This is a genomic window from Achromobacter sp. 2789STDY5608615 (assembly GCF_001298995.1).
GTDB classification, from domain to species: domain Bacteria; phylum Pseudomonadota; class Gammaproteobacteria; order Burkholderiales; family Burkholderiaceae_B; genus Achromobacter; species Achromobacter insuavis.
In genome coordinates this window covers 1-26,397 of sequence record NZ_CYTY01000048.1, presented here as the reverse complement: position 1 = coordinate 26,397, position 26,397 = coordinate 1, and the positions used below count along the sequence as shown (strand labels likewise).

Here is a 26,397-nt window from a genome sequence, read left to right as displayed (position 1 = left end):
ACAGGCGCGGCAGGGTATGCTGACCAGACCGCGCTTGCCCTGCCCCCGAGCTTTCCCTCGAAAGGACTGGAATCCCCATGGACCCGCTAGACAAGCTGTTGCGCTCCGACAAGATCCTGCAAACGTTCGACGGCGCCTCCGAAGGCGCGATACAGGCCTACGAGGACGCCTGGAAAACGCACTTTTCGGCGGCCTACCGCGCCTTCCTCAAGCGCAGCAACGGCCTGCGGTTCGGGTTCGAATTCGACCAGGCCCACCGCGCCGGCGTCTCGCCCGCGCTGGCGGACATGAACACCTTTTTCGGCATCGGCAACGGCGATCCGCACCTCGACCTGGCGCTGCTGACGCCGCGCATGGGCTTCCACAACCCGGCCTTCCTGCCGTTCGCGCCGGTGCTGGGCCTGGGCGGGGATTTCTGTACCTACGTCGAGATCAGCCAGGGTCGCCATGCGGGCCGCATCATGTACACCGACGGCGAACTGTACTCGGCGTATGCCGACCTGGACGTCACGGACAAGCCGGTGGACGCGCTGGTCGACGGCTTCATCGAGGACGGCTGGTTCATGCCGGTGGCGCCGTCGTTCGACGCGCTGATCGCGCTTTACGCGAAGATGGCCTAGGGCGCGGCTCCATCACCCCAGGTATTCGACATTGCCGCACACCGAGATGCTCTGGCCGCTGACCATCGCGCCCTCGTCCGAGCACAGGAACGCCACCTGATTGGCGATGTCCTCGGGCTGGGTCATCTTGCGCAGCGACACCTTTTCCACCAGTTGCGCGCGCATGGCATCGTTGCTGACGCCGCCGGCCGCCGCGCGGGCGGCGATGATGCGCTCGACCCGGTCGCCCGCCACCACGCCCGGCAGCACCGAATTGACGCGGATGCCGGACGGCCCCAGTTCCATCGCCCAGGTCTGCGTCAATCCGGCCAACCCGAACTTGCTGGCGCTATAAGGGCTGCGCAGCGAAAAGCCCAGGCGGCCCGCCACCGACGAGATATTGATGATGGCCCCGCCGCCCGCCTCGCGCAGCAGCGGCACCGCGCTGCGCGCGCACAGGAACGTGCCCGTCAGGTTGACGTCGAGCGTGGCCCGCCATGCCGTCAGGTCCGTGTCCTCGAGCCGGCTGGTGGGCCCCGAGACGCCGGCGTTGTTCACCAGCGCATCGAGCCGGCCCCAGCGCGTGGCCAGGTCCGCGAACATGGCCAGCACCTGGGCTTCATCGGACACGTCCGTGACGCTGCCGCTCAAGCCGGGATGCGCCTGCACGGCGGCCTGCACCGCCTCCGCGGCCACATCGCAGATGTGCACCTGCGCCCCCGACGCGAGGAACTTGCGCGCGATCGCCAGGCCGATGCCGCCCGCGCCCGCGGTGATCAGGACCCGCTTGCCTTTCAACGATTCGATCATCAGGCTTCACTCCTTGGAAAATGCCGCGTCGGTCTCACAGCGCGAAGGCCGGCCGCACGCCGCTGCGCAGCGGCAACCCCAGGATCTCGCGCGCCTCGGCGGGCGTCGCGGGCTCCATGTCCATCTCGCGGATGATGCGCACGATGCGTTCGGTCAGTTGCACGTTGGTCGCCAGCTCGCCATGGCGGTAATACAGGTTGTCTTCCAACCCCACCCGCGCATGGCCGCCCAGCAGCAGCGCGCTGATATTGGCCTCCAGCTGCGACGGCCCGATGCCGCTGACGCAGAAGATGCTGTTCTTCGGCAGCAGGTCCACCATCATCTGCAGGTGGCGCGGCGAGAACGGCATGGCGTTCTGGAAGTTGCGGTGCACGTTCATCACCAGGTTGATGAAATGCGGCTCCTCATCCAGTCCCTCGCCGATCAGCGTGGTCGCGTCCTGCAGGATGTGCGTCGGGCTGAACACCTCCCACTCCGGCTTGATGCCGCGCGCCTTCATGCCGGCCGCCATCTCGCGCGCGCGGCTGAGCGGCGTGTTCATCAGGTACTCGCGGTCGCCGAAGGCCAGGTTCAGCGTGGTGGCGTCCAGCGTACACATCTCGGCGCCCGCGTCCATGCCCTTCAGGCGTTCCTCCCACAGGATCTCCCAGGTGCCCGGCGTGATCTCCCTGACCATGTCGCCGTGCACGCCGCCGCCCGTGGAATTGTTCAGCACGATGTCGCAGCGTTCGCGGATGCGCTGGTTCATGTCGCGGTAAATGGCCGCGTCGCAGGTGGCCTGGTCGTCGGGGCGGCGCGCGTGCAGCGCCACCACGCTGGCCCCGGCGTTGTAGCAGCGGTAGACGTCCTCGGCGATCTCGGCCGGCTGGGTCGGCAGGTGCGGGTTCTGGCTCTTGAACGCCATGCCCCCGGTGGGGGCAATGGTCACGATCACTTTGCGTTTTGCCATGGCGGGTCTCTTATTTCCAAAGGGCGCAGCGGGTTTCCGCCTTGGTGGTGAAGGCCTCGTTGCCGTCGATGGTCTGCACCACCTTGAAGTAGTCCCAGGGCGCCTTCGATTCCTCGGGCGTCTTGACCTGCAGCAGGTACATGTCATGCACCACGCGCCCGTCCGGCCGCACCACGCCGTTCTTGATGTACACGTCGTCGAGCTTGTTCGCGCGCAGGTAGGCCAGCACCGTGTCGGCATCGTCGGTGCCCGTGGCCTTGACCGCGCGCAGGTACTGGATGGCCGCCGAGTAATCGGCCGCCTGCAGCGACGACGGCATGGCGTTGCGCCGTTCGTAGAACTTCTGCGCCCAGGCCCGCGTCTCGTCCGACGCATTCCAATACCAGCTGTCGGTCAGGTACATGCCCTTCGCCGTCTCCAGGCCCATGGCGTGGATGTCGTTGATGAACATGATCATGCCGGCCAGCCGCATCGTCCGGGTCAGGCCGAACTCGTTGGCCGCCTTGATCGCGTTGGTCGCGTCCGCGCCGGCATTGGCCAGCGCCAGGATCTCGGCCTTGCTGGCCTGCGCCTGCAGCAGGAACGACGAGAAATCGCTGGTCGACAGCGGATGCTTGACCGACCCGACCACCTTGCCGCCGCCCGCCTCGACCACCTTGGTGGTGTCGGCCTGCAACGCATGACCGAAGGCGTAATCGGCCGTCAGGATGTACCAGCTCTTGCCGCCCGCCTTCACCACCGCCGCGCCCGTGCCGCGCGCCTGCGCCACGGTGTCATAGGCGTAGTTCAGCGTGTACGGCGTGCACTGCTCGTTGGTCAGGGCCGGCGCGCCCGCGCCCACCACGATGATCGGTTTCTTCTTGTCAGCGGCCACCTTCGACATCGCCAGCGCCGTGCTGGAATTGGTGCCGCCGATCAGCAGGTCCAGGCCGCGCTGGTCGAACCACTCGCGCGCCTTGGCCGAGGCGATGTCCGCCTTGTTCTGGTGATCCGCCGTCAACAACTCGATCTTCTTGCCATTGATCTCGCCGCCCATCTCCTCGATGGCCATTTTGATGGCCTCGGCGCCGCCGGGACCGTCCGGCCCCGAATAGACGCCCGACATGTCGGTAATGAAGCCGATCCGGATCACGTCGTCGGAAATCTGCGCCCGGGCCGCGCCCGCGTGCAGCAGCGCGCCGGCGATGGCGCCGGCCAGGACAGCGCGCGAAAACCTGCGTGGCATTGACAACATACCTGTCTCCTCTTATGGTTTTTTGGCTCTGGGGCCCCGAATATTCTCGGACCGGCCCCCAATGCGGACAGTCATCATGTTGACAAAGCGCCCTAGGGTTTACCTGGGCGCGATCATCACGGCGAAACGGGGAAGACCATGCGAGCACCGGCGGGCGGCACTGGCCACGAAACAGCCAGCCCCAGGCGGCGGCCCAAGCAGGATCCGGTGGACCGGATGCTGGCCGTCGTGCCCTGGTACAACGGCCTGCCGCGCCTGGAACGCGAGGTGGTCCGCGCCGAGTTGCGCGTGGTCACATTGCAGGCGGGCGAACGCCTGTTCCGCGAGGGTTCGAAATCGCTGGGCTGGTATGGCGTGGTGGACGGCCTGGTGAAATGGTCGTCGCGCGGCTCGGACGGCCGGTCGCTGTCGCTGGCCGGCTTCAGCACCGGCAGCTGGTTCGGCGAGGCCACCATGATCCGCCGCGAACCGTTCGAGTACGAAGTGGTGGCGCTGCGCCCCAGCCAGGTGGTGATCCTGCCGCGCGACACCTGCGAACGCCTCTGGAACCACAACATCGAATTCACCAAGGCGCTGATGACGCACCTGGCGCAGCGCGTGAACTGGCTGATGGCCTGCTATACCGGCAACGTGCTGCTGGACGTCGACACCACCGTCGCCCGCGCCGTCGCCGCGCAATTGAACGCCGAACAACATGCCGGCACCAACGGCCGGCTCAGGATCTCGCAGGAGGAGATCGCCAGCCTGTGCGGCGTGTCGCGCCAGCGCTGCAACACCGCCCTGACCCGGCTGGCGCGGGAAGGCGTATTGCAGACGCATTACGGCGGCATGACGATCCTGGACCGCGAAGCGCTGTACCGGTATGCGAAACTGAACCGGGAACCGGCGGATCATCCGGCGGACATGCCGGCGTAAGAGCATTTCGCCGTCCGCGGCTCGGCAGCGCCAACGCGGTCGCACATCCGCGTTATCGTTACGCCTTCGGATTTTTCTGCCCGCGTCTCGACCCATGACCTCCGCGCCACCGCCGCCGGCCGGCTCCCTGGACACGCAGCGCCTGTCGTTACGACCGGCGCTGCGCGAGCATGCGCCGGCGCTGCTGGCGTATCACCTCGCCAATCTCGCCCACCTGCAACCCTGGGAACCCGCCCGCCCCGAATCATTCCATACCCCTGTCGGCGACCGAGGAGCGGCTGGGCGCGATGCAAACGCACGCAGCGGCCGGCCAGGCGTTGCACCTGCTGCTGTTCGATCGCGCCGATGCGCGCTTGATCGGCAACTGCAGCTTCACCAATATCGTCCGGGGGCCGTTCCAGGCCTGCCATCTCGGCTTCTCGATCGCACAGGATCGACAAGGGCAGGGACTGATGCGGGAATGCCTCGTCGCCGCGACGCACTACATGTTCACCGAACACGGACTGCACCGCATCATGGCCAACCATCGGCCCGAGAACACGCGCAGCGCGCGCCTGCTGGACAGCCTGGGGTTCGAGCGCGAAGGCGTGGCGCGCGCCTACCTGAAGATCAACGGCGCCTGGGCCGACCATGTCCTGACATCCCTGATCAATCCCGCGGACTCGTGACCCGGCCTTGAAACGCGGGCGCCGCGGCCCGCACGCTGCCGGTCTAGGCCGCTTCCCGCCGCAGGCGATGGCGGCGCAGTTCCACCACCTGTTCCGCCCCCACCGCGCGGGCCCGCAGCTGGCCGCAGCCGCCGTCCACGTCCTGCCCGGCGCTGTTGCGGATCTTGGTCAGCACCCCGCGGCGATGCAGGATGCGCACGATCTCGCGGATGCGTTCGGTCTCGGGACGCTGGTAGTCATCGCCCTCGAGGCTGTTGAAGGGAATCACGTTGAGCACGCCGAACTTGCCCTTGAGCAGGCGCGGAATCGCGTCCAGCTCATCGTCGCCGTCGTTGATGCCCTTGAGCAAGGTCCACTGGTACTGGATCGGGTAGCCGGTGTCGCGGGCGTACTTTTCACCCAGTTCCACCAAGGCCTCCGGCGCGATCTTCGGCGCGCGCGGCAGCAGGTGCTCGCGCAGCTCGGCCCGCGTCGTATGCAACGACAGCGCCAGCGCGGGCTTGACGGATTGCCGCGGCAACGCATCGAACACGCGCGGATCGCCCACGGTGGAGAACACCAGGTTCTTGTGGCCGATATTGCCGTCGGTGCCGAGCAGATTGATGGCCTCGAGCACGTTGTCGAGGTTGTGCGCCGGTTCGCCCATGCCCATGAAAACGACCTTCTTCACCGCGCGCAAGCGCCGCGCCAGCACCACCTGGGCCAGGATCTCCATGCTGGCGACCTGACGGATCAGGCCGCTCTTGCCGGTCATGCAGAAACGACAGCCCACGGCGCAGCCGACCTGGGTCGACACACAGAGCCCGTCGCGCGGCAGCAGCACGCTTTCCACCATCTGCCCGTCGGCCAGGTCGACCAGCAGGCGCGAGCCGTCATGTCCGGCGTGTTCGGAGCGCACCCGCGCCAGCCCGTCCAGTTCCGCCGCCAAGGCCGGCAGGGCCTCGCGCACCGCCAGCGGCAGGAAGTTGTCGAAACGCCGCCGCCAGGTGTCGCTGTCGAATGCCTGCCCGGTCAGCCAGGCGCGCATGACCCGGCCGCGATGAGTCGGCTGGGCGCCCAGGGAGGCGAGACGTTGTTCGAAATCGGAGTAGCGCATGGGGAGCGGATTTTACCGCGCCCGGCACCGGCGCCCGGCATGCCGAGCCGGGCTGGCCCTACGCCGCGATGGCCTGGGCCAGTTTCTGGATGGACAGCGGCGCGCAGCCCTCGGCATCGTTGCTGATCGTCACGTAGGCCGGCTGGCCCGCGCCCGTGATGCCGCGGATCGTGCGCGCCAGCGCCGTGCGCGTGGCCAGATCCTCGCTGACAATGGCATTAAACGGATCGTGCTTCTTCTGCGCGTCGGCATAGCCATAGGCGCCGAAGACACGGTTCAAGTTCCAGCGGCAGACCAGCGGCCCCGGCCATAGCGCGCGCAGCACCGGCAGTTGCGCGTCGATCGGCGGCATCTTGCCATGCAGGCCCAGGCAGAAAGTGGCCCCATGCGCCCTGAGCGTGTCAACCAGCGCCTGACCCAGCAGTTCCGGGTCCCGCACTTCCACGGCGACGATCACGGCATCATGCGCGGACAAGGCCTCCCGGACAGCCGCCAGCAGGCGATCCAGTTTCTCGAACAGCGATGCCGAGCGGCTCAGCATGCCCAGCGGCAGCGGGCTCAGCTGGAACACCAGGACGCCGAGCTTGGCGCCCAGGCCCTCAAGCGCCGGACGCACGAATTCCTGGACAGCCACCGACGGATCGAGGAAAAGCGGGTTGGCCTCGCGCGTCCTGCCCGCTTCGCCGCGCACCTGGGCGTCGGTAACGCTGGCGGGACATTTGACGACGAAACGGAAATCGTCATCGACCTGCCCCGCGTAGGCGGCGTACTGGCTCGCCGTCAACGGCTGCCAGAAAGTGCGGTCGACGCAAACCGTGCGCAACAGCGGATGCCGATGGTAGGCGCCCAGGCCGTGTCGGGATAGCGCGCTCGAATCGTATTCACCGTCCCAGACCAGCCCTTCCCAACCCGGGTATGACCAGGTGGAGACGCCAAAGCGCAATTGGGCCGGCAACTGCTGGGCGAGCGCGCGCCACTCCTGCCCCGCGGGAGCGGGAAGCACCCTGGCCATGCTCCGCAGGGCGGAAAGGTCGGGGTTGGCACGCGACGCGGCATGATCCGGCGTGTTGGCCGACGGCACGGGCTGCGCATCGCCGAAAAGATCGTCTTGCATACTTGTGGTTCTGGCACGGGAATGGGCTATAGGGTACTTGAATCACGCCGGTTCACGCGTGCACCGTCGACGCCCACACGCCTGGTTCCCGTCCCGCCCACGGCAGGCTGCGCTCCAACTGGCCGGCCACCTGGAACAGCACATCCTCGCGGCCGGCCGGCGCCACGAACTGCATGCCAATCGGCAGGCCGGTCGCGGCGTCCTGGAACAACGGCACCGACATGGCCGGCAATCCGGCGGCGTTGAACACCGGGGTGAACGGCGAACTGCCGAAGACGCGGTCGGTCCACCGGTGGCCGTCCAGCGTTTCGGCGCCGGCGGCATAGGTCCCCAACACCGGCGCCAGGTCGGGCAGCGTGGGGGTCAACAGCAGGTCGTAGCGCGAGAAGAACGCCGCCACGCTGCGGGTCACGGCATTGCGCAGATCGAGGGCATGGACCATCTCGATGGCGCCGATCCCGCGCCCCGTTCGATAGACCGCGAGCGTCTGCGGCTCCAGGGTTGCCAGGTCGGGCTGGCGCCCCATGGCGCCCGCGATTCCGTCGATCCATGTGGCGATATTGGCGGACCACAGCACCGAGCTGGCATGCACGAACGCCTCCCAGCTGACGCCCAGCGGCGCCTCGGCCTCTTCGACCTCGTGGCCGAGCGAGGCACACAGCCGCACCGCCTCGGCAAGGCGCTCCAGGATGCAGGCCTGGGTGCGCTGGCCTCCCCAGGCCTGCGGCATGACACCGATACGCAGCTTGCCGGGCTCGATGCCGACTTGCGCCAGGTAACGGCCAACCGGCGGCGCAATTGCGTACGGCTCGCCATCGGCCGCGCCCTGCACCGCGTCGAGCAGCGCGGCGCTGTCACGCACCGAACGGCTGACGCCAAGCTGGGCCGCCAGGCCGTTGATGGCCTCTTCCAGCCCGAGCCCATTGGATACGCGGCCGCGCGTCGGCTTGAGCCCGAACACGCCGGAAGCCGCCGAGGGAATGCGGATCGAGCCGGCCGCGTCGGTGGCATGGGCCAACGGCACGATGCCAGCGGCAACCGCCGCCGCGGCGCCACCGCTCGATCCGCCCGCGCCGTGGGCCACGTTCCAGGGGTTGCGCGTCGGGCCGCACAGCGTGGATTCGGTCGTGCCGCTCCAGGCGAACTCGGGCGTGGCGGTTCGCCCCAGGGTCACCAGCCCGGCCTCGCGAAAGCGCCGCATCAGCAGCGAATCGGCCGCTGCCGTGAAGCCTTGCGCCAGCCGGCTGCCGAACTCGTTTTTCCTGCCGGCCATCGCGACGCCCACATCCTTGATCAGGAAAGGGACGCCCGCGAGGGGCGAATTGCTTTCCCGCGCGGGGGCAACGTCGGCAAGGTCCGGCGACCAGCTTTCGATCACCGCATTGATCTTCGGATTGATCTGTGCGCACGCTTGCAGCGCCGTGTCAGCGAGCTCCCGCGGACTCACCTCGCCATGCGCGATGAGGCTGCCAAGCCCGATCGCGTCGTACTGCACGTACTCTGAGAGCTTCATTACTGTTTCCTATCGACCAGGGGTGGCATAGAATCGCCACTGAGTGATACTGATCAGTATCAACGAAATCCGAATGATGATACCGATCGGTATCGCCGTCAAGAACCCATGAAAAGAAAACAGAGCGACAACCAGAACGAGGCCGTGCCCGCACCCGCGCCCGCGCCGCGTGAACGCGTGCTCGCGGCGGCCGGCGAGCTGTTCTACAACGAAGGCATCCGGGCGACCGGCGTCGAGGCCATCGCCGCCCGCGGCAACACGACGAAGATGGCGATCTACCGCCATTTCCAATCAAAGGATGTGCTGGTGACCGAATGGCTGCGCCAGGTGATCGACGACTATTGGCGCGCGCTCGATGCCATCGAAGCCGCGCATCCGGACGATCCCCGCGCGCAGATCCTCGGATGGGTCACCTATTTTTCGGACGAGGCGCGCGCCTGGTCGCACCGCGGCTGCGCGTTCATCAACTCGATCGCGGAGCTGCCCGATCCGGAACATCCCGGCCGCAAACTGATCGAGGAACACAAGGTGCGGCAATGGCGGCGACTGGCCAGCCTGTGCGAGCAGGCGGGCCTGGCGTCGCCTGAAGAGACGGCGAGCGAACTCACGTTCCTGTTCGAGGGTGCGCAGGTGTCCGCGCAGAACCGGTCAGTCCGCGACGCCGACCGGCAGTTGCGGCGGATCGTCGAGGCCGTCATCGCACGGCAGGGTACGGTCGATCGTCGGTGAATGGAGCGGGTGAAGAGGATAATTTCACTTTATGAAAGAGTTTCAGCAAAAGTTGAAACAACCAATAATAATGAAATCATGCCGACGATTTTCAATAAATATGGTATTTTCAGCAAATGATGAAAGATACTAATCCAATGAAAGCGTCGGAAGCCCGGGCGGGTGAGGCGCTGCGCTTGGTGCTTGAAAAAATCCCGATCCTTCAGATAGAAGGCATCGAAGCCGAAGCCTTATCCGGCGGCGATTGGGAGCCGGACTTGACCGCTCGGCTGCTCGTCAACGGCCAACGGCACCTACTTATCTGCGAATACAAATCGAACGGGCAACCGCGGCATGCCCGGTCCGCGTTGCTGGAGCTACGGAACTACATTGCGGAGCGAGCTCCCGAGGCGACGCCTGTCTTCATTGCTCCCTACCTCTCACCTGCGGTGAGGCGATTGTGCGAAGAGAAGGACGTCAGCTATCTCGACCTGGAGGGCAACGCCCGGATCGCTTTTGGTGGCGTGTTCATCGAGCGCCTGATGGCGGACAAACCGGCGGCCGAACAGCGCGAACTCAAATCGCTGTTCAGGCCAAGATCGGCTCAGGTTCTGCGCGTCATGCTGCGCGAACCTGGCCGTGCATGGCGCGTCACGGAACTGTCGGAAATTTCCGGCGTCAGCCTGGGGCACGTCAGCAATGTGCGCACCGGCTTGATTAATCGGGAATGGGCACGCGCCTCGAACGATGGCCTCATCCTCTCGGAACCCGATGCACTGCTAGACGCATGGCGAGACAGCTACACCGCACCGTCAGGTGAACATCTGCGGTTTTACACCCCCCTGCATGGCAGCATGTTCGAAAACGCGGCCCGTACCGCGCTGCGCGCGGAGGACGGTCCTGGACGTGCTGCTTTCGCATCGTTCTCGGCAGCGCAGTGGCTTTCGCCCTACGGTCGTACCGGCACGCACTATTTCTTCGCCGACGAGGATGGCCTGCGCAAGCTTCAGGCAGCGCTGCAGCTCGCGCCTGCCGCAAAGGGCGAGAACATGGTCATCATCGTGCCGAAGGACACGGGATTGCTAGCCGACACCGTTGAACCTGCGCCGGGCGCAGTCTGCACGAGTCTGGTTCAAACCTACCTCGACCTGTCCATTGCCGGCGAACGCGGCGCCGAGGCCGCCGACCACCTGCGCAAGGAAAAGCTTTCATGGCCCAAATGACGCCATCTCAGGAGCCCCAATCGGCCGCCGAATATGACGACCGCACGACCGCGGCCGTGAAATCCGTGCTGATCGAGATCGGTCAGATACTTGGCAGCTTCCAAGGCAAGTTTGCCATCATCGGCGGGGCAGTACCCTGGTTGCTGTTGGCCAACGAGGATATGCCCCACGTCGGCACGCTCGATGTGGACGTTGGTCTGGATGCAGAAGCGCTCGGCGACGGCGAGTACGCAACCTTGATCGGTGCGCTTCAGAGCCACGGATACACCCAGCGCGACGGGCTTCGGCGCTTCCAGCTGGTTCGCCAGGTTCCCGCACGAGATGACGGAGAGGCGATCGACATCGTGATCGATTTCTTGATGCCGCGCGACGCGGAGATCGTCAAGGACACCCCTCCCCTGATCAGCGACTTTGCCGTACAACGGGCCGACGGCGCTGACTTGGCGATGCGGTTCTATCAGCTGGTGGCGGTGGAGGGCCAATGCCGGACGGAGGGACCAACCGCGTAGAGATCGCGGTGTGCTCCATCCCTGCGCTATTGGCCATGAAAGGTCATGCGCTGGCGGGCCGCTACAAGCAGAAGGATGCCTACGATATCTACTACTGCGTGCGGAACTACCTTGATGGCATCGAGGCGCTGGCGCAAGAATGTCTCCCTCTACTGGAACACGCAAGCGGCGAGCGCGGGTTTCGACACATCGCCGACAAGTTCGATGCCTTCGAGGGATACGGCCCCACCTGCGTGAGGCGCTTCGTCGAAGACACGCATGCACTGGGAGACCGCACACCCGAACAATGGCAGCAAGATGCATTCGGGCAGATTGATGCGCTGCTGCGCGCCATGGCGCTGCGAACTTGAGTCATGACCCCAGGGGCCAGGCGCGAACCTCGCGGCCTGCCGGAGCCTCCGATCACTGCACTGAAAGACGCTGCCTTACCAGGAACTCAATCGGTAATTCAGGTTGGAGCATCAGGTGAGGGAGACGCGACTCACGCGGATCTGGACGTCAGTAGCCGTCGTTGGCATTCTTTGGAATGGAGCGGGTGAAGGGAACATCATCGTGTTCCCAACTCGTTGATTGATAACGAGTTTTCCGCACTCGGCGAACCGAGATGGACATAATTATGGACTGAAAAACCACGCTTGGTCAACGCGCGCTCCGAGCAAGTCCAGTGCGAGCCATGGACAGCCAGCAGTAGCCAATGTACCCGAGCGCTCAACGTCACGAGGCCGGTTCATCTCCCTTTGGCAGGAACTCCTCGCGGGCGCGCTGCAGAAACCGCTTCATGGGCTCAGAGGGTTCGGCGCTGCGGCGCAGCAGGTAGGTGGACAGCATGGGCGGCGTGCCGGCCAAGGGGCGAACGGTTATGTCGGGGCGGTTCAGGGTCTGCACCTGCGAGGCAATGGCGAAACCTAGGCCATAACCGGCACCGACCAGAGTCAGCATCACGCCTAGGCTCGTCACCTGATCTACCAGCTTGAGCGGCTTGGACGCACCTTGAAGCACCGCCTGGATCTGGTGGTGGCAGCCCGATCCCGCGTCCGGATGGAACAGTACCAACGGAAACTTCAAGGCTTCATCCAATGGCACTTCCGCGTGCGCCAACAAGGGGTGGCGCACGGGCACGATCACCGACAGAGGATCGGTCCACACGGGCTCGGCGACAAGGCCTTCGCTCACCGCGTCCGACAGCGCAAAACCGATGTCCAGCAGATCGTTGTGCAGGCCCTTGAGCTGCTGCGCGAAAGGCAGCTCGAAGACGCGAATCTCCAGTTCGGGCTCTTCCTCGCGGCTGCGCGCCAGCAAGGTGGCAATGTGGGGCTGCGCCAAGCTGTCGCAGATGGCGATGCGCAGATAACCCTGATAGCCCTGCGCCGCCGCCTTTGCGGCACTCACCGCCTGCTCCACGGTGGCCAGCACGCGCCGGCACTCACCGAGGAACACTTGACCGGCCCAGGTCAGTCGCGTCTGGTGCGCGCTGCGGTCGAACAACTGCACGCCGAGCGTGGCTTCGAGATTTCGCATTGCGCGCGACACAGGCGATTGTTCTACGCCAAGGCGCTCGGCCGCTCGCGCGAAATGCAGTTCTTCCGCGACCGCAACGAAATAGCGCAGTAGTCTGAGTTCCAATGCGGCCTCCTGTTTGCCTCGTTCCTGGCCTGCGTCCACCTCATGCGGATTGCGCCTCGCTTTCTCCTTCGATGATTGGCAAGAGGTTCCGGCGTTGCATGCTTGCCTATTCGGATAGGCAGATCGCATCCGAAAATTACGGAGGTTGAGGCGGAACGCTACCTGGCCGAAGACCTGAGAACCTCAATCGCCGCGACGCTGCACTACCGCCTGATCCACAGGTTCAGTTCAATCAATTCCCGGGTTGCAGCTCCACACGCACCTCGCGCGATTTGCCGGCCCGTTCCACTGACAAGACCACCACATCGCCGACCTTCCTGTCGTCTAGCCGCGCGAGCAGCTTGGCCACATCGTCCGTCGCCTTGCCATCAACATCGATGATGCGGTCGCCCGGCACGATGCCTTGCGGCGTGACTTCGACACCCGCGAGGCCGGCCTTGTGCGCTGCCGAACCAGGGGTAACACGCAACACGAACACGCCCTTGCTTCCGGTCAGTGCAAGCAGGCGCTGATTGAGCTGTTCGTCCACCTCAATGCCCAGCGCCGGACGGATGTACTTACCGGTCTTGATGAGTTGCGGGACTACGCGCATGACGGTGTCCACCGGCACGGCGAAACCAATCCCGGCCGAGGCGCCGGAGGGGCTATAGATCGCCGTGTTGATGCCGATGAGCCTTCCTGCCGAATCGAGCAGCGGCCCACCGGAGTTGCCAGGGTTGATGGCGGCGTCGGTCTGGATCAGGTGATCGATGGCCGGGCCGCCCGCTTCTCCGGGTAACGAGCGGTCGAGCGCGGAGACGATGCCGGTGGTGAGCGTCCAGTCCAGGCCGAAGGGGTTGCCGATAGCGAACACCTTCTGACCCACCTTGAGGTCGGCACTGGTGCCGACCGGCACGGCCGGCGGGCGCTTGAAACCGACGCCAATCTTGAGCACGGCGATGTCGTGCGCTGGGCTCGTCCCCACCAGCGCGGCCTGGTAGTCGCGGCCATCGGCGAGTTTGACCGTGGCTTCAGAAGCACCCTGGATGACGTGGAAGTTGGTGACGACGTGGCCGGCATCGTCCCAGATAAAGCCCGAACCGGTGCCGCGCGGCATGGAAAAGACATTGCGAGTCCAGACGTCGCGCACCAGCTGCGCGGTGGTGATGTAGACCACCGAAGCGCGCGATTCTTCGAACAGTTCGATGGTGGCTTTCTCGTCCGCCGCCAGATCGCCACGCGCCGTCACGGTGCGATCTGCCGCCTCGCGCGGACTGAACCAGGCCTCGATGGCGGGCAGGAACTGCCACAGCAGCATGAGCGTGGCAATACAGGCGGTGATGAAGAGCCAGCGCCGGATGAAGGGGTCCGGTGCGGGGCGTGGGTACGGGTCGGGGTAGGCCATGAGAAGTCTCCTGTTGATAGGCAATCAGCGCCACAGCCCGCTCGGGTGCCAGCGCGGCGGGCGCGGCGTCACAGCGGATTCCGGCAAGAAATGGGGCGCGTGGAATGGCAACGCTGATGCTGGCCCAGGCGCCAACGTCAGCAGGCGTGCGATACGCTCTTGCGTTGCCGGATGCGTGCGCAAGCAGGAGGGCTCGGGATTGCCCCATCCCGGCCACAGCCAGGCACGCCAGGAGCGGCTGACCCGCTCGATTTTCGCCAGCGCGGACGCCAGCCCCTGCGGGTCGCCCGTCAGTTCCGCCGCGAGGCGGTCAGCGTCGAACTCACGCACGCGAGACAAGCCGAGCTGTGCGAGCAGGGCCAGCTGGGGCGATGCGGCCAATAACAATAGACCAGGCCAATAGACCTCCGCCGCGCCAACCAGCAGCGCGGGCAGGTTGAGCAGGATGGCGATTTGTCCCATGAGGGCCAGCAGGCTCGTGAGGCGACTGACGGAATCCGCCAGCCTCATGACGCGCAGATCCTCATTGGTGATGTGCGCGATCTCGTGCGCGAGCACACCCGCCAGCTCGCGTGGGCTCAGGCTGCGCAGCAGGCCATCGGTGAGGGCGATCGATGCCTCCTGCTTCGATCCGGTGGCGAAGGCGTTGACGACGGCACTGGGCACATAGTGCGGCACCGGCGTGGCGGGCAAACCGGCACGGGCGGGCAGCTCGCGCAACAGGGCCCACATCTCGTGGGCTTCTTGCGGGTGCAAGGCCCGTACGCGGTACAGGCGCAAGCTCAGCGCCGACGCGGCTACCGGTTCCAGCAGCAACGCACCTGTAACGGCAAACAGCGCGAGCCACAGGCCGCCTTCCCCAAACGGCAGTCTCCCTGCTGCGGCTGCGATCCCGACCAGGGTCAGGACCAACAGCCCGGTCTGCAGGCGGTTGAGCCAGCGGTGTTGCAACAGCGCCGTGCGCGGATCACTGGGATGATGACGGGTCATGCTCAGAGGTCTCGGCGGCGCGGTCGCCGCGCTTGCGCAGCAGCCAGTAGGTCGCACCCAGAGCCAGCGTGGCGCCTGCCAGCGCGGCTATCTTTGCGGGGCTCGCCTCGGGGTCAAGGATCACGAACTTGCGCGCCAGCGCGATCAGACCGATGAGGATCACGGTCTTGACCTGGATGATGCTGTCCCGACGCAGCGCCACGCGAACAATGGAATGCTTGAACTCCATCGCGATCAAGAGCGTCATGATCATGCCGAACACACTCTGGAATACCTTGTGATCCAGGGGATTGAAGGCATCGAGGACCAGCAGCGTGAAGACGATGGCGATGAGCTGGAACAGCGACACCACGATGATGACGGCAATTACCGCCGACAGAACGAGGGCGACGACCTGCTCGAAGCGCTCGTATAAACTCATGATGGCCCATTGGTCACGGAAGACCTGAAATGGATTGCGGCCTGTTGACTTCATGCAGATGGACTCCCTGCGACATTGCCGCTGTCGAGACGGCGGCGCATCGCACTGATGTTTCGTTCGACGAGCTTGGCCGACATGCCAAGCGACGACATCACTTGTTCCGCCAGCCCAAGGCCTGCGGCAAAGGATTGCTGGTACACACGCACGTTGGGCATGGCGCGAAATGCATCGGCCGCGGTCGTACTTCTGCATGACACCCACAAGGTCAGCGCCGGACGGCGCTCGGCAATCGCCTGGGCGATGCGCAACGCTTGCTGGGCATGGGCGAACGTCAGCACCACCATGTGCGCATGCGTCAAGCCGGCAGCCAGCAAGGTATCGGGCCGACTGGCATCGCCATGGAACACCGGCGCGCCGGCGGCACGCGCGGCCTCGACCTTCTGCGCGTCCGCCTCCAGCAGCAGATGCGCCACGCCGGCGTGGCGAAGAATCTCGCTGACTGTCAGGCCAAGCTCGCCCGCGCCGCAAACGATGACATGGTCTCGATATCGCGCCGTCTGCGCGGCGATCTCGACTTCTTCAGCCTGGGGTGGCTGAATGACGCCGCCGGTGCGGCTCAAGAACCGGGCAAGTACATCGTGATGGCGGATCAGTAGCGGTGCCAGGGCCATGCTGAGCACCAGCGCAACTAGCATGGGTTGTACGACGGTCGCGGGGATCAGATGCTGCTGCAAGACCATGCCCAACAACAGCAGGGCGAACTCGCCGCCATGCCCCAACGCTATGCCCGTGCGCCAGGCATCGAGGGCGGACAGGCGCGTCGCCCGCAAGGCCAGGGTGTTGAGCCCGATCTTGACCGGTACCAGCACTGCCAGCCACGCGAACACCGCCAGTGGTGCCGAAAGAATCTGCGCTCCGTCCAACTGCAGGCCGATGGTCACGAAGAACACCCCCGACAACACATCGCGAAACGGTTTGAGGTGGCTTTCCATGTGGTGACGGAAGTCGCTCTCGCCCAGCACCATGCCGGCCAAAAACGCACCCAGGGCGGCGGATACGCCGACCGCGTGTGCAGCAGCGGCGGCAGCCACCACCACGCACAAGGAAACCAGCACGAAGGATTCTTCGTGGCCCTGCCGCGCCACCCAGCCCAGCAGGCCATGCAACAGACGACGGGAGGCGAGGGCCGCTGCCGCGAACAACATCAGCACGCCCAACACTTCGAGCAGCACGCTCTCGATCTTCGGCGACTCGCCGCGCGCCCAGATCGCCAGCAGGGCCAGCAGGGGCACGCTGGCCAGGTCCTGAAAGACCAGCACGGCGATGGCGCTGCGGCCGTGGCGGGTGGTGAGCTCGCCTTGGTCGGCCAGCTGTCGGCTGACCAGCGCCGTGGACGACATGGCCGCCGCAGTGCTGAGCAACGCAGCGCTCTGAACTGGCTGTCCCAGCCACATCAACATCAAGGTCAGTGGCGTGGCGACAGCGATCATCTGCAAGCTGCCGGCCGCCAATACGGTTTTACGGGAAAGCCAGAAGTGCCCGAGGGAGAACTCCAGCCCAACCATGAACAGCAGCAGGGCCACGCCCAGCTCGGACAGAAAATCAAGCGCTTCTCCCGGCGCGACTACACCGCTGACCGACGGGCCCAGCAAGGCGCCGACGGCGAGGTAACCCAGCAAGGCGGGTACTCTGAACGCCGCCGTCGCCACCGCCGCGAGGCTGCATGCCGCCAGCAGGATCAGGGTGGCGCCGAGCAAGTCCTGCATCGGTCAGCGCCCCACCTGTGCAGATGCCCAGCGCACGATGTCCTGCGCGCCCAAGGCGCCGGCCTGACGCCCGATCTCCCGCCCACCCTGGAACAGGGCGAGCGTCGGAATGCTGCGGATGCCGAACTGCGCGGCCAGGTGGGGTTCTGCCTCGGTATTGACCTTGGCCAGCCTGACCCTGGGTTCGAGCTGGCGCGCCGCTTGCTGGAACTGCGGGGCCATCATCTTGCACGGCCCGCACCAAGGTGCCCAGAAATCGACCAACAGTGGCAGGTCGCTGCGCTCCACGTGGCGCGAGAACGTCGCCGTGGTCAACTCGATGGGTTCGCCCGTGAACAAGGGCTGCTGGCAGCGGCCGCAGTTGGGATGTTCCGATAGCTTCGCAGTCGGTACGCGGTTGATGGACTGGCAATGCGGACAGACGAGGTGAAGATTATTCTTCATGGTTCGCCTCCTTGGACCACAGTGAGGCTGCCGCGCTTCGGGTCACAGACAATGCCGACCAATCAACGCCTTGGAGCCAATCGTTCCCGTCTTTGCTTACTCCGGCCTCTTCCAAATGAGCAGCGATGAACGCTTCGGCCTGCATGAGCCACCTTTGGACAGTATCTTCCTGACTAGGAATCAGCAGGATTTCAGAGACGCTGCTGGCATCCAGCCCGTCCACACGGATAAGCAGAAAAATGCGCCGCCACAAACGCGGCATGTCCTTCAGCAGGTCGAATGCAAAAGCGAACTCGCTCGACCGATCAACTAGCTCCTCCTGTTCCGCGATCGTTGCGGCATCGGGATGCTGACTGTCAGCGATGATATCGGCCAGCCTGAGTGTGTCATCGGGCTGATAAAATTCGAAGACTTCCTCTTCCACCATGGCCTCGGCGACGTCTTGGGCATCCGGTTCGACCGGCGCGTCCAGAGAAACGAATTCGCCAAATTGCCGGCTGCTTGCCACTTCGTGATCCAGGACGGCGAACAGATGCTTCAGAAGACCGATGTAAGCCGCTTTTTCTTCCGGCACGGATTGCCATTCCACCTCAGCTTGGACAATCGCTTCATCCACCACGTCGCGCAGCGTCGGATAATCGCGCGGTAAATCGCCGACGGCACGCAGATAAGCCAGCTCACGCCTTGCGACAGCCTCAAGTTTCGACAGTAGAGGCATTCGGGTCGCCTCGGCCTCATGGGCGGCTGACGCGGGTTTTGCGGCAATCCGCACCTTGAGCTCGCGCAAGCGCTCGCGTCGTGCTTTGCGCTTGATTTGATCCTGAGCATGCAGTCGGTCAAAATGCTTCTTGGCCTGACGGAACAACGACTGTGCGAGCATCTGCGCGAGGGGCGTCAGCTCGTCATGTGATGCAGTAACGCTGACAGTCTTTTTGCCGGGCAGGTGCATATAGCCACTGGCCAGAAATTGCCGCTTGATCTTGTCGCGATCAAGGACGATTTGAAGTCGCACTGAATCTTTAGTGTGTTTGTCGAGCAATGGCTTGAGGGCGTGCTCGATCACATTTCCCAAAGCTCTCTGCCAAGGTTCATGAAACTCTTTGTCGATAGCTCGATAGCTATATTGCATCTGCATGTATGACTCCTTCGATGTCATTTCTATGGAGGTATGAATCGAGGATGCTCATATCCATAGAATTTAGTTTGACCCGCTCTTATCCCTGGCGCGTTTTGCGAAGACGCCAACTCAAGAACAAAAGCGTGACGCCATAGACTGCCGCATAGAAGCCCAACAGCCAGCCTGCGGCCAGGAATGACTCGACCGGACGGGAAAAAAATATCCACAAGACGATAGCGCCAAGGACAATCGAGAGCAGTCCACTGAAGGCAAGCCAGATTTCACCCTTGATTTCTTGACGCAGCCGAACGGCGGCGGATATCTCCAGCACACCGGTGAAAATCGCCCAGAACCCCACGCTAGCCCATAAAAAAGAAGCCATGACCATCGTGGCGACCCAAGGAGCAACCAGGACGACGACGCCGGTAAGTATGCCGACAATGCCGCTGAACAGCAGCCAGCCCCAGCGCTCTTTTTTCTGGATATGGCGCACCGCTGCAAACAAGTTGAACGCGCCATTGACCAAGGAAAATGCGCCGAACATGATGGTCATGGCCAACAGAGCCGATTGTGGCATCCAGAACGCGAGGGCTGCGAAAATCAATGCCAAGACACCGCGCAACGTAAAAAGCCACCAATTTTGGCTCAGCGAACACAGTGCTTTGGTGGGGTCATCCGCACTGGAATCGGCGATGGTGTCTGTGTTCATGCTATATCTCCTAAAGATCTAATGGGGTGAAAAAGCAAACACTCCTGAGCCAAGAGAGGGGCGCGACGCGCCCCTCTTACGCCCTATCCAGCGGTTTCAGAACAACTTGGACAGCTTTGCCTTGATTTCATCGAGCCAGCCTTTTCCGCCGCCTCCCCCAGCCGTCTTTTGCTTGACTTTCTTGAGTTCAGTATACAGGGGCTCAAAGTCCTTCTTCTTTCCATAGCCCAGCAGTTCTGCCATTTCCAACTGCTGCCGCGCTTCGTTCAATAATGTCTCCAGGCGCTCATTGGACGCTTCGCTCCGCTGACCATCTTCTACCAAGGTCTCGGCGCGCTTCAGGAGCAGCTTCGCACGCAGGACGGGCAGCGGAAGCACGCTGCGCTCCTCGACCAGCGTGCTGAGCGCTGACTGCAGCGCGGCTTTGGCTTCTTCGATCTTGCCCTGATCGATCAGCGGCACGACTGACTTCACGGCTGCGGGATAGGACGCCAGAGGGATGTTGGTGACCGCGATCACGATTTCACTGGCCAGCAAAGCCAGCACGTGACGTGCCCGTTGCACCTCGCCATGTTTGAGGGCATCCAGCGCCTCGTCGGTCATCGCCTCAATGGTTTGCGTGTTGGCGAACAAGTCGTGCACGATGGTGCGCACATCAACGGGGGCCAGGGCGAGCGTGGGTTCGCGCGCAACGATCAGCTCCAGCTTTCCCGTCACTTCGGCCAGCGTTGCCAATGCGCGTGCAGCGTCCTTGCCGTCAAGTGCGGCCAGCGCTGATTTGGTCAGCGACAAGGCCGAGACGGCCTCATCGAGGACTTGTTTACGTTTGTCTGCCGCCTGCGAGTCCGTTTCCTTCTGAACCTCAGGCTGTACCTCCGTGACGACTTCAGCCTTGGCCTCTGGACTGACAGGAAGGCTGCTTACCGCGGCCTGTTCGTTTATTTCTTTGTTCGTCGCATTGGGATTCGATGTTTGCTCATTCATGGTGATATGCCTCGTGTGAGTTAGTGAAAATAGGCGAATCTATTGGGGCTGACTGCGAACATCGCGAGACTGACCGACCGAACAGTCGGCCCCTTCATCATCTCAAAACAGCTTTTGGAGGCGCGTCTTCAACTCGTCGAACCATCCCTTGCCGCTTTTGCCACCAGCCGACTTTTGCTCAATGGACTTCACATGATCGAAGATGGGTTTGAAATCCGCCTTCTTGCCATAACCCAGGATCTGCGCCATCTCGATCTCCGTGCGCACGGACGACAGCAAGGTGCTGAGCTCCTCGTTCTGCTTGGCATCGCGCTTGTCGGTCTCGGCCAGCTTTTCAGCTTTTGCCATCGCGGCTTCAGCCCGTAGCACGGGCAGAGGAAAGGCGACCGAGGTCACCACCAGCGTGTTCAGTGCTCGGGCGAGTTCCGCCTTGGCGTCGTCGATCTTGCCGCTGTCGATGAGCCGTGCGGCCGACTTGATCGCTGCCGGGTACGTTGCCATCGGCAGGTTGCCGGTTTCGATCACGATTTCGCTGGCCAGATTGGCGACGATGGGCCGGGCCTTTTGCACCTCGCCATCACCCAACAACTCCCGAGACAACTTGACCGCTTTCTTTACCGATTCCACGTTGGCATGGATATCGTGGGTGATGACGCGTACATCGACCGGCGCCAAAGCAAGTTTGGCGTCGCGTGCCAATACCAGTTCCAGCTTTCCGCTGGCCAGTTCCAGCGCAGCGAGCGCCTCCTTGGTCTTCTTTGCATCAAGGAGGGTCAAAGCCTCCTGGGTCTTGGTGAGCGCCGTGATGGCGTCTTGAGTGAGCTCGGCACGCTTTTTATCGGCTTCCCGGGCGGCCTTGTCATCTACCTGTGGCTGTGCCGCCTTGGATGCGGCAGAGGGTGCTGCAGCACCTGGGCTAGAACCTGCCGCCGATTGGGCCAGAGCCGGTCCGCTCAGTCCGACGACGACCGCCAGGGCAAGTGCGGAGAAGGTGTATTGTGGCTGTTTGATATTCATGATCTTGGGCTCTTGATTGAAGTTAGTTGACTGAGATTTCAATCTGTTTCGGTTTGGCTTGCTCGGCCTTGACAAGCCGCACTTCCAGCACGCCGTCTTTCATGGAAGCCGTCACCTTGGTCGGATCAACGTTGTCAGGCAAGACAAAGCTGCGCACAAAGCGGCCATACGCACGTTCGATGCGGTGGAACTTCTTGCCCTGCTCCTCTTTTTCCAGTTTGCGCTCGCCGCTGATGGTGAGCACGCCGTTTTCCGCGCTGACGCGCACGGCATCCTTGGGGACCTCCGGCAGATCCAGCTTGAGGAGGAATGCGTTCTCATCCTCGCTGATGTCCACCATTGGTGCCCAGTCCGCCGTGGTCATGGCTTCGTTGCCGGTACGGGCGCCCTGTCGCTGGGGTGTCCCTCCCAACATCGTCGCCAGGCGGTTTTGCAATTCATCCAGTTCCCGGAAGGGGTCCCACGGAGTCAATGCAGACATATCGGTTCTCCTTGAACAATGCCGGCGAATTGGATGACGCACCGAACAGAGCCGCCGGCTTACTCTGAATGGCACCTACTACTGTTTTCAGTTCCGAACAAGTCCTTGAGTCAATTGACGGATATCGCTTTCGTCGAGCGTTTCCCGCGCCAGCGGTTCGCGCGCACAACGCTCCAGCACCGCGCGGTTGGTGTCGAGGATCCGGTAGGCGCGCTCGAACACGCCCATCACGATGTCGCGGATGGCCTGATCGATGCGCGCCTGGGTCGATTCGGCCACCCGGCAGCCGCCGTGGGCCAGTTCCGGTGTATCGAGAAACCGAGGCCGCTGCGCCTCGAAGGCGATGTAGCCCAGCCCCTCGTCCATGCCGAAGCGGGTGATCATGTCGCGGGCAATATCGGTGGCTCGCGCGAGATCATCGGCAGCTCCGGTGGACAACTCACCGAACACCAGCTTTTCGGCGGCACGTCCGCCCAGCAGCACGGCAATCTTGTGTTCCAGGTCGGCGCGCGTCATCAGGAAGCGGTCTTCGGTGGGGCGCTGCAGCGTGTAGCCCAGCGCGCCGATGCCGCGCGGGATGATTGAGATCTTGTGCACGGGGTCGGTGCCGGGCAGCGCCAGCGCCACCAGCGCATGGCCCATCTCGTGGTAGGCCACGGTTTCCCGCTCCTTGGGATTGAGCACGCGGTTCTTCTTCTCCAAGCCCGCCACGATGCGCTCGATGGCGGCGGTGAAGTCCTGCAACTCCACGGCGGACGCTTTGCGCCGGGTCGCGGCCAGCGCGGCCTCGTTGACCAGGTTCGCGAGGTCTGCACCCGAGAAGCCCGTGGTCAGCGCAGCCACCTGTTCGAGATCGATATCCTGGGCCAGCGTCACCTTCTTGACATGAACCTTCAGGATGTCCAGCCGTCCCTTCTTGTCGGGCCGGTCCACCAGCACCTGACGGTCGAAGCGACCGGCGCGCAGCAGCGCCTGGTCGAGGATTTCGGGGCGGTTGGTGGCGGCGAGGATGATCAGCCCGACCGAGCTGTCGAAGCCGTCCATCTCCGTGAGCAGCTGGTTGAGGGTCTGCTCGCGCTCGTCGTGGCCGCCGATGGGGCCGCCGACGCCGCGCGCGCGGCCCAGCGCATCGAGCTCGTCGATGAAGATGATGGCCGGCGCCTGCCCGCGGGCCTGCTCGAACAGGTCGCGCACGCGCGCTGCACCCACGCCGACGAACATCTCGACAAACTCTGATCCGGAGATGGAGAAGAAGGGCACCGCCGCCTCGCCGGCAACAGCCTTGGCCAGCAATGTCTTGCCGGTGCCCGGTGGGCCGACCAGCAACACGCCCTTGGGAATGCGCGCCCCGAGCCGTCCATACTCCTGCGGATTCTTGAGGAAATCGACGATCTCAACCAACTCCGCCTTGGCTTCATCGACGCCAGCGACATCGGCAAAGGTCACGCCAGTGCTCTTCTCCATGAATACCTTGGCGCGACTCTTGCCGATGCTCAGGAAACCACCCATGCCCTGCTTCTCGGCGAAGCGGCGGAACAGGAAGAACCAGACGCCGAAGAAGGCCACGGCCGGCAGAATCCAGGAGAGCACATCACGCAGCCAGGTGCTTTCCACCACTCGCGCGTAGGACACATCGTATTTCGACAGCTGCTCGGCCAGGTCGGGTTCGACGCGGGTGGCCACGATGGTGGTCTTGCCACGACTGTCCGGTGATTTCAGACGCCCGGTAACCGTGCGGTCCGACACCAATACTTCGGCGACGCGCCCCTCGGCCAGCGCTTTCTCGAACTCACTATAGGGAACGGGTTCAACCGTCTTCGCCGCCTGCCAGTAGTTCTGCAGCGTCAGCAGCAACAGGCCGGCGACGATCCAGTAGCCAATGTTCCATTGATCTTTCTTTTCCATGGGCAATGTTCCTCGCAAGTCGTGTCGCTAGAGAATGGGGGTGAACAGACGGGCCACCCCGTCGCGCAAGCGGATGGCCAGCGGGTGGGCGCGCAACGCCTTCGCCGATATCTCGCCCGACGCATCACGAGCGGCATCAAAAAGGGATGACAGCCGCGTAGACAACACGGTGTCGTACACCTCCACATTGAACTCGAAGTTGAGGCGCAAACTGCGCGCATCCCAATTGGCCGAACCCAGGCAGCACCACGCTCCGTCTACCAGCATCAGCTTGCTGTGGTCGAACGGGCCCGGCCGTTCGAAGATGCGCACACCGTGCTCCAGCACCTGCCAGTAGTGGGCGCGTGCGGCCCATTGCACCGTGGGATGGTCGCCGTTTGCGGGCGTCAGCACGTCGATACGCACGCCGCGCAACGCGGCCGTGCTTAGCGCCGCGATCATCGGCTGATCGGGCACGAAGTAAGGTGTCCAGATGCGCACCGAATGCTTCGCCGCGCTCAAAGCGCCCATGAAGGTCCAGCGCAGCCGGTCCAGGGCCTCATCGGGACCGGCCTCGATGCCGCGCGCCCAAGAGGTTCCTTGCTCATCAGCCGTTGCGGGCGGTTCGCCCCAGAGACCCTCGTTGAGCCGCTCGCCCGTGGTATCGCACCAATCGTCGGTGAAGCACCGCATCAGATGCGCAACCACCGGCCCGCGCAGACGAAAGTGCAAATCGTGACAGGCCCGGCCCGGCGCATCGGGCCGCCAATACGGGCTGAAGATGTTCATGCCGCCGGTGAAACCCGTCTCGCCATCGATCACCAGCAGCTTGCGGTGATTGCGCAGATGCGCGGCATGCAGGCGCGCGGGAATCAACGTCGGGTTGAACGTCGCCGCCGGAACGCCGGCGCGCTGCAAGGCGCGGTAGGCGCTGCGGGGCGTCCAGCGGGCATACACGTCGTCGATCAGCACCCGCACTTGCACGCCGCGCTCATGAGCCCGGCGCAGCGCATCGACGAACTGCGCCCCGATGCCTTGGCTGTCGAAGATGTACGAGGCCAAGGCGACGCTGTACCGCGCCGATTCGATGGCGGCGAGCATGGCCGGGTAGGCCTGCTCGCCATCGACAAGCGGCTCGATGCGGTTGCCGCCGGTCAGCGACTGGCCGGTGGCGCGTCCCACCAGGTGGGCCAGACCGGCAAGCGGCGGCGATACAGCCTCGGGCATCGTGGGCGAGAGGTCCTGCCGAACAGCAGGATCTGCCCCCGGGAAGAGCCGCCGCGCCCGCCGCTGGTAACGGTTGATGCCGAACAGCCCATACAGCAGCGAACCGCCCAGCGGCAACAAGGCGATCAGCAGTACCCACAGCGTGGCCGATCGAGGGTCACGCTTGTAGATGACCGCGTGCCCCGCTGTGGGGATAGCGACCGCCAGCGACACGAGGGTGGCTGCCCATGTCAGCCCGTTGGGGTCGGACACGACAGCCTCCCCATGACTCAAGATTCGCCGCCCGCTGACTTCTTCTTGCGCGCAGGCTTGCTCGCGTCGCTAGGCGGCGTCTCGGCCGCGTTCGCGGCATCGGGCTTCTCAGGCTCGGCCGGCTTCGCGGGTGGCTCCTGGCGCTCGAAGACCACCCGTTCGGCCTTGTCGTCCCAGCGGGCGCTGGCGTGATCGGCCTTGCCGATACCGCCACCCAGCATCTCGCGCGCCAGTGCCGTCTCCAGCTCGCTGCGGATCAGCCGCTTGAGCTCACGCGCGCCGAACTCGGGCTTGTAGCCTTCCTCCGCGAAGTGATCGATCAAGGTCTGATCGAAGGTCAGCGTCACGCCCTGGCTGGCGGCGTTGCGGGCCACACGATCGAGCTGCAGGCCGACGATATGGCGGATCTCCTCCTTGCCCAGCGCATGGAAGACGATGATTTCGTCTATGCGGTTGAGGAACTCGGGGCGGAAGTGTCCGCGCAGCACGTCCATCACCTCGAACTTGGTCTTCTCGTATTCCTCGCCGGCGGCGCCACGGGCCTTCAGCCGACGCTGGATGATGTCCGAGCCCAAGTTCGAGGTGGCGATGATGATGGTATTGGTGAAATCCACCACCCGGCCCTTGCCGTCGGTGAGCCGCCCGTCGTCGAATACCTGCAACAGGATGTTGTAGACGTCGGGGTGCGCTTTTTCGATCTCATCGAGCAACAACACGCTGTAGGGTTTGCGCCGCACTTTCTCGGTGAGCTGCCCCCCCC

At 64.1% G+C, this 26,397-nt stretch carries 25 protein-coding genes and 1 pseudogene; 6 read left to right on the top strand and 20 right to left on the bottom strand.

Going from position 1 to position 26,397, the window contains the following annotated elements:
• Positions 1 to 77: 77 nt before the first annotated feature.
• Positions 78 to 620 (top strand): SMI1/KNR4 family protein, encoded by a 543-nt coding sequence (locus AOZ49_RS27555; protein ID WP_054429092.1) that lies wholly within the window; start codon positions 78 to 80, stop codon positions 618 to 620.
• Positions 621 to 632: 12 nt separating this feature from the next.
• Here the strand turns inward: AOZ49_RS27555 and AOZ49_RS27550 are convergent, their stop codons facing one another.
• From AOZ49_RS27550 to AOZ49_RS27540, 3 genes are read right to left on the bottom strand one after another with little or no spacing between them, the layout of a single operon-like run.
• The gene (locus tag AOZ49_RS27550; protein WP_054429093.1) at positions 633 to 1,409 is read right to left on the bottom strand and encodes an SDR family oxidoreductase; all 777 of its coding nucleotides are present in this window, start codon (positions 1,407 to 1,409) and stop codon (positions 633 to 635) included.
• Between the two features lie 34 nt (positions 1,410 to 1,443).
• Positions 1,444 to 2,358 (bottom strand): beta-keto acid cleavage family enzyme, encoded by a 915-nt coding sequence (locus tag AOZ49_RS27545; RefSeq protein WP_054478946.1) that lies wholly within the window; start codon positions 2,356 to 2,358, stop codon positions 1,444 to 1,446.
• A gap of 10 nt (positions 2,359 to 2,368) precedes the next feature.
• Positions 2,369 to 3,592: an ABC transporter substrate-binding protein gene (locus AOZ49_RS27540; RefSeq protein WP_156333444.1), complete on the bottom strand. Its 1,224-nt coding sequence runs from the start codon at positions 3,590 to 3,592 to the stop codon at positions 2,369 to 2,371.
• 138 nt (positions 3,593 to 3,730) lie between these two features.
• Here AOZ49_RS27540 and AOZ49_RS27535 point away from each other — a divergent pair, with 138 nt between their 5' ends.
• Both AOZ49_RS27535 and AOZ49_RS27530 read left to right on the top strand, forming a co-directional pair.
• Positions 3,731 to 4,507: a Crp/Fnr family transcriptional regulator gene (locus AOZ49_RS27535; RefSeq protein WP_231690456.1), complete on the top strand. Its 777-nt coding sequence runs from the start codon at positions 3,731 to 3,733 to the stop codon at positions 4,505 to 4,507.
• Positions 4,508 to 4,794: 287 nt separating this feature from the next.
• The gene (locus AOZ49_RS27530; RefSeq protein ID WP_369815882.1) at positions 4,795 to 5,175 is read left to right on the top strand and encodes a GNAT family N-acetyltransferase; all 381 of its coding nucleotides are present in this window, start codon (positions 4,795 to 4,797) and stop codon (positions 5,173 to 5,175) included.
• A gap of 43 nt (positions 5,176 to 5,218) precedes the next feature.
• Here AOZ49_RS27530 and AOZ49_RS27525 read toward each other — a convergent pair whose 3' ends face one another.
• From AOZ49_RS27525 to AOZ49_RS27515, 3 genes are read right to left on the bottom strand one after another with little or no spacing between them, the layout of a single operon-like run.
• Positions 5,219 to 6,271: an RNA methyltransferase gene (locus AOZ49_RS27525; protein ID WP_054478942.1), complete on the bottom strand. Its 1,053-nt coding sequence runs from the start codon at positions 6,269 to 6,271 to the stop codon at positions 5,219 to 5,221.
• A 58-nt stretch (positions 6,272 to 6,329) separates the two neighbouring features.
• Positions 6,330 to 7,385, bottom strand: a complete 1,056-nt coding sequence (locus tag AOZ49_RS27520; RefSeq protein ID WP_054478939.1) for a DUF72 domain-containing protein — start codon at positions 7,383 to 7,385, stop codon at positions 6,330 to 6,332.
• 52 nt (positions 7,386 to 7,437) lie between these two features.
• The gene (locus tag AOZ49_RS27515) at positions 7,438 to 8,898 is read right to left on the bottom strand and encodes an amidase (RefSeq protein ID WP_054478937.1); all 1,461 of its coding nucleotides are present in this window, start codon (positions 8,896 to 8,898) and stop codon (positions 7,438 to 7,440) included.
• Positions 8,899 to 9,006: 108 nt separating this feature from the next.
• On the opposite strand from AOZ49_RS27515, the gene AOZ49_RS27510 reads away from it, so the two are divergent.
• The 3 genes and pseudogenes from AOZ49_RS27510 to AOZ49_RS27500 all read left to right on the top strand — a co-directional run bounded on the left by AOZ49_RS27510 (position 9,007) and on the right by AOZ49_RS27500 (position 11,688).
• A complete protein-coding gene (locus AOZ49_RS27510; RefSeq protein WP_054478935.1) occupies positions 9,007 to 9,627 on the top strand; it encodes a TetR/AcrR family transcriptional regulator in 621 nt (206 codons plus the stop codon).
• Between the two features lie 116 nt (positions 9,628 to 9,743).
• Positions 9,744 to 10,829: a hypothetical protein gene (locus tag AOZ49_RS27505; protein WP_054478933.1), complete on the top strand. Its 1,086-nt coding sequence runs from the start codon at positions 9,744 to 9,746 to the stop codon at positions 10,827 to 10,829.
• Positions 10,817 to 11,688: pseudogene (locus AOZ49_RS27500) on the top strand (nucleotidyl transferase AbiEii/AbiGii toxin family protein). Before AOZ49_RS27505 ends, AOZ49_RS27500 begins: the two are co-directional and overlap by 13 nt.
• A 364-nt stretch (positions 11,689 to 12,052) precedes the next feature.
• On the opposite strand, the gene AOZ49_RS27495 reads toward AOZ49_RS27500, so the two are convergent.
• The 14 genes from AOZ49_RS27495 to AOZ49_RS27430 form a co-directional block, all read right to left on the bottom strand.
• Positions 12,053 to 12,961, bottom strand: coding sequence for a LysR family transcriptional regulator (locus tag AOZ49_RS27495; RefSeq protein WP_054478959.1), 909 nt, complete (start codon positions 12,959 to 12,961; stop codon positions 12,053 to 12,055).
• 232 nt (positions 12,962 to 13,193) lie between these two features.
• The gene (locus AOZ49_RS27490) at positions 13,194 to 14,345 is read right to left on the bottom strand and encodes a S1C family serine protease (RefSeq protein ID WP_012761372.1); all 1,152 of its coding nucleotides are present in this window, start codon (positions 14,343 to 14,345) and stop codon (positions 13,194 to 13,196) included.
• Between the two features lie 24 nt (positions 14,346 to 14,369).
• Positions 14,370 to 15,335 (bottom strand): zinc metalloprotease HtpX, encoded by a 966-nt coding sequence (locus AOZ49_RS27485; protein WP_054478931.1) that lies wholly within the window; start codon positions 15,333 to 15,335, stop codon positions 14,370 to 14,372.
• Entirely contained in the window at positions 15,313 to 15,810 is a 498-nt protein-coding gene (psiE-GI, locus tag AOZ49_RS27480; RefSeq protein ID WP_012761374.1) for a heat resistance protein PsiE-GI, read from the bottom strand. The genes AOZ49_RS27485 and psiE-GI overlap by 23 nt, the downstream gene beginning before the upstream one ends.
• Positions 15,807 to 17,522: a heat resistance system K+/H+ antiporter KefB-GI gene (kefB-GI, locus tag AOZ49_RS27475; protein ID WP_054478929.1), complete on the bottom strand. Its 1,716-nt coding sequence runs from the start codon at positions 17,520 to 17,522 to the stop codon at positions 15,807 to 15,809. The genes psiE-GI and kefB-GI overlap by 4 nt, the downstream gene beginning before the upstream one ends.
• A 3-nt stretch (positions 17,523 to 17,525) precedes the next feature.
• Positions 17,526 to 17,966 (bottom strand): heat resistance system thioredoxin Trx-GI, encoded by a 441-nt coding sequence (trx-GI, locus tag AOZ49_RS27470; RefSeq protein WP_023109331.1) that lies wholly within the window; start codon positions 17,964 to 17,966, stop codon positions 17,526 to 17,528.
• Positions 17,956 to 19,101, bottom strand: a complete 1,146-nt coding sequence (locus AOZ49_RS27465) for a hypothetical protein (RefSeq protein ID WP_054478957.1) — start codon at positions 19,099 to 19,101, stop codon at positions 17,956 to 17,958. The genes trx-GI and AOZ49_RS27465 overlap by 11 nt, the downstream gene beginning before the upstream one ends.
• Positions 19,102 to 19,180: 79 nt before the next feature.
• Positions 19,181 to 19,792, bottom strand: a complete 612-nt coding sequence (gene hdeD-GI / locus AOZ49_RS27460) for a heat resistance membrane protein HdeD-GI (RefSeq protein WP_054478927.1) — start codon at positions 19,790 to 19,792, stop codon at positions 19,181 to 19,183.
• Positions 19,793 to 19,888: 96 nt separating this feature from the next.
• On the bottom strand, positions 19,889 to 20,776 hold the full coding sequence (gene yfdX2, locus AOZ49_RS27455; RefSeq protein WP_054478925.1) for a heat resistance protein YfdX2: 888 nt from the start codon (positions 20,774 to 20,776) through the stop codon (positions 19,889 to 19,891).
• 102 nt (positions 20,777 to 20,878) lie between these two features.
• Positions 20,879 to 21,793, bottom strand: a complete 915-nt coding sequence (gene yfdX1, locus AOZ49_RS27450) for a heat resistance protein YfdX1 (protein WP_003454955.1) — start codon at positions 21,791 to 21,793, stop codon at positions 20,879 to 20,881.
• Positions 21,794 to 21,815: 22 nt separating this feature from the next.
• On the bottom strand, positions 21,816 to 22,274 hold the full coding sequence (gene hsp20-GI / locus AOZ49_RS27445) for a small heat shock protein sHSP20-GI (RefSeq protein WP_003454952.1): 459 nt from the start codon (positions 22,272 to 22,274) through the stop codon (positions 21,816 to 21,818).
• An 87-nt stretch (positions 22,275 to 22,361) separates the two neighbouring features.
• Positions 22,362 to 24,179 carry an ATP-dependent zinc metalloprotease FtsH gene (ftsH, locus tag AOZ49_RS27440; protein ID WP_054478923.1) on the bottom strand — a complete coding sequence of 606 codons (1,818 nt, stop codon included), beginning with the start codon at positions 24,177 to 24,179 and terminating at the stop codon, positions 22,362 to 22,364.
• A 27-nt stretch (positions 24,180 to 24,206) separates the two neighbouring features.
• Positions 24,207 to 25,637 carry a phospholipase D-like domain-containing protein gene (locus tag AOZ49_RS27435; RefSeq protein WP_054478921.1) on the bottom strand — a complete coding sequence of 477 codons (1,431 nt, stop codon included), beginning with the start codon at positions 25,635 to 25,637 and terminating at the stop codon, positions 24,207 to 24,209.
• A 17-nt stretch (positions 25,638 to 25,654) separates the two neighbouring features.
• Positions 25,655 to 26,397: AAA family ATPase (locus tag AOZ49_RS27430; RefSeq protein WP_156355761.1), on the bottom strand; the 743-nt coding region annotated here is incomplete at its 5' end.

Bases quoted from the DNA above. Each gene is read 5' to 3' on its own strand.
- AOZ49_RS27555 (WP_054429092.1), top strand. From the start codon at position 78: ATGGACCCGCTAGACAAGCTGTTGCGCTCCGACAAGATCCTGCAAACG.
- AOZ49_RS27550 (WP_054429093.1), bottom strand. From the start codon at position 1,409: ATGATCGAATCGTTGAAAGGCAAGCGGGTCCTGATCACCGCGGGCGCG.
- AOZ49_RS27545 (WP_054478946.1), bottom strand. From the start codon at position 2,358: ATGGCAAAACGCAAAGTGATCGTGACCATTGCCCCCACCGGGGGCATG.
- AOZ49_RS27540 (WP_156333444.1), bottom strand. From the start codon at position 3,592: ATGTTGTCAATGCCACGCAGGTTTTCGCGCGCTGTCCTGGCCGGCGCC.
- AOZ49_RS27535 (WP_231690456.1), top strand. From the start codon at position 3,731: ATGCGAGCACCGGCGGGCGGCACTGGCCACGAAACAGCCAGCCCCAGG.
- AOZ49_RS27530 (WP_369815882.1), top strand. From the start codon at position 4,795: ATGCAAACGCACGCAGCGGCCGGCCAGGCGTTGCACCTGCTGCTGTTC.
- AOZ49_RS27525 (WP_054478942.1), bottom strand. From the start codon at position 6,271: ATGCGCTACTCCGATTTCGAACAACGTCTCGCCTCCCTGGGCGCCCAG.
- AOZ49_RS27520 (WP_054478939.1), bottom strand. From the start codon at position 7,385: ATGCAAGACGATCTTTTCGGCGATGCGCAGCCCGTGCCGTCGGCCAAC.
- AOZ49_RS27515 (WP_054478937.1), bottom strand. From the start codon at position 8,898: ATGAAGCTCTCAGAGTACGTGCAGTACGACGCGATCGGGCTTGGCAGC.
- AOZ49_RS27510 (WP_054478935.1), top strand. From the start codon at position 9,007: ATGAAAAGAAAACAGAGCGACAACCAGAACGAGGCCGTGCCCGCACCC.
- AOZ49_RS27505 (WP_054478933.1), top strand. From the start codon at position 9,744: ATGATGAAAGATACTAATCCAATGAAAGCGTCGGAAGCCCGGGCGGGT.
- AOZ49_RS27490 (WP_012761372.1), bottom strand. From the start codon at position 14,345: ATGGCCTACCCCGACCCGTACCCACGCCCCGCACCGGACCCCTTCATC.
- AOZ49_RS27485 (WP_054478931.1), bottom strand. From the start codon at position 15,335: ATGACCCGTCATCATCCCAGTGATCCGCGCACGGCGCTGTTGCAACAC.
- psiE-GI (WP_012761374.1), bottom strand. From the start codon at position 15,810: ATGAAGTCAACAGGCCGCAATCCATTTCAGGTCTTCCGTGACCAATGG.
- kefB-GI (WP_054478929.1), bottom strand. From the start codon at position 17,522: ATGCAGGACTTGCTCGGCGCCACCCTGATCCTGCTGGCGGCATGCAGC.
- trx-GI (WP_023109331.1), bottom strand. From the start codon at position 17,966: ATGAAGAATAATCTTCACCTCGTCTGTCCGCATTGCCAGTCCATCAAC.
- AOZ49_RS27465 (WP_054478957.1), bottom strand. From the start codon at position 19,101: ATGCAGATGCAATATAGCTATCGAGCTATCGACAAAGAGTTTCATGAA.
- hdeD-GI (WP_054478927.1), bottom strand. From the start codon at position 19,792: ATGAACACAGACACCATCGCCGATTCCAGTGCGGATGACCCCACCAAA.
- yfdX2 (WP_054478925.1), bottom strand. From the start codon at position 20,776: ATGAATGAGCAAACATCGAATCCCAATGCGACGAACAAAGAAATAAAC.
- yfdX1 (WP_003454955.1), bottom strand. From the start codon at position 21,793: ATGAATATCAAACAGCCACAATACACCTTCTCCGCACTTGCCCTGGCG.
- hsp20-GI (WP_003454952.1), bottom strand. From the start codon at position 22,274: ATGTCTGCATTGACTCCGTGGGACCCCTTCCGGGAACTGGATGAATTG.
- ftsH (WP_054478923.1), bottom strand. From the start codon at position 24,179: ATGGAAAAGAAAGATCAATGGAACATTGGCTACTGGATCGTCGCCGGC.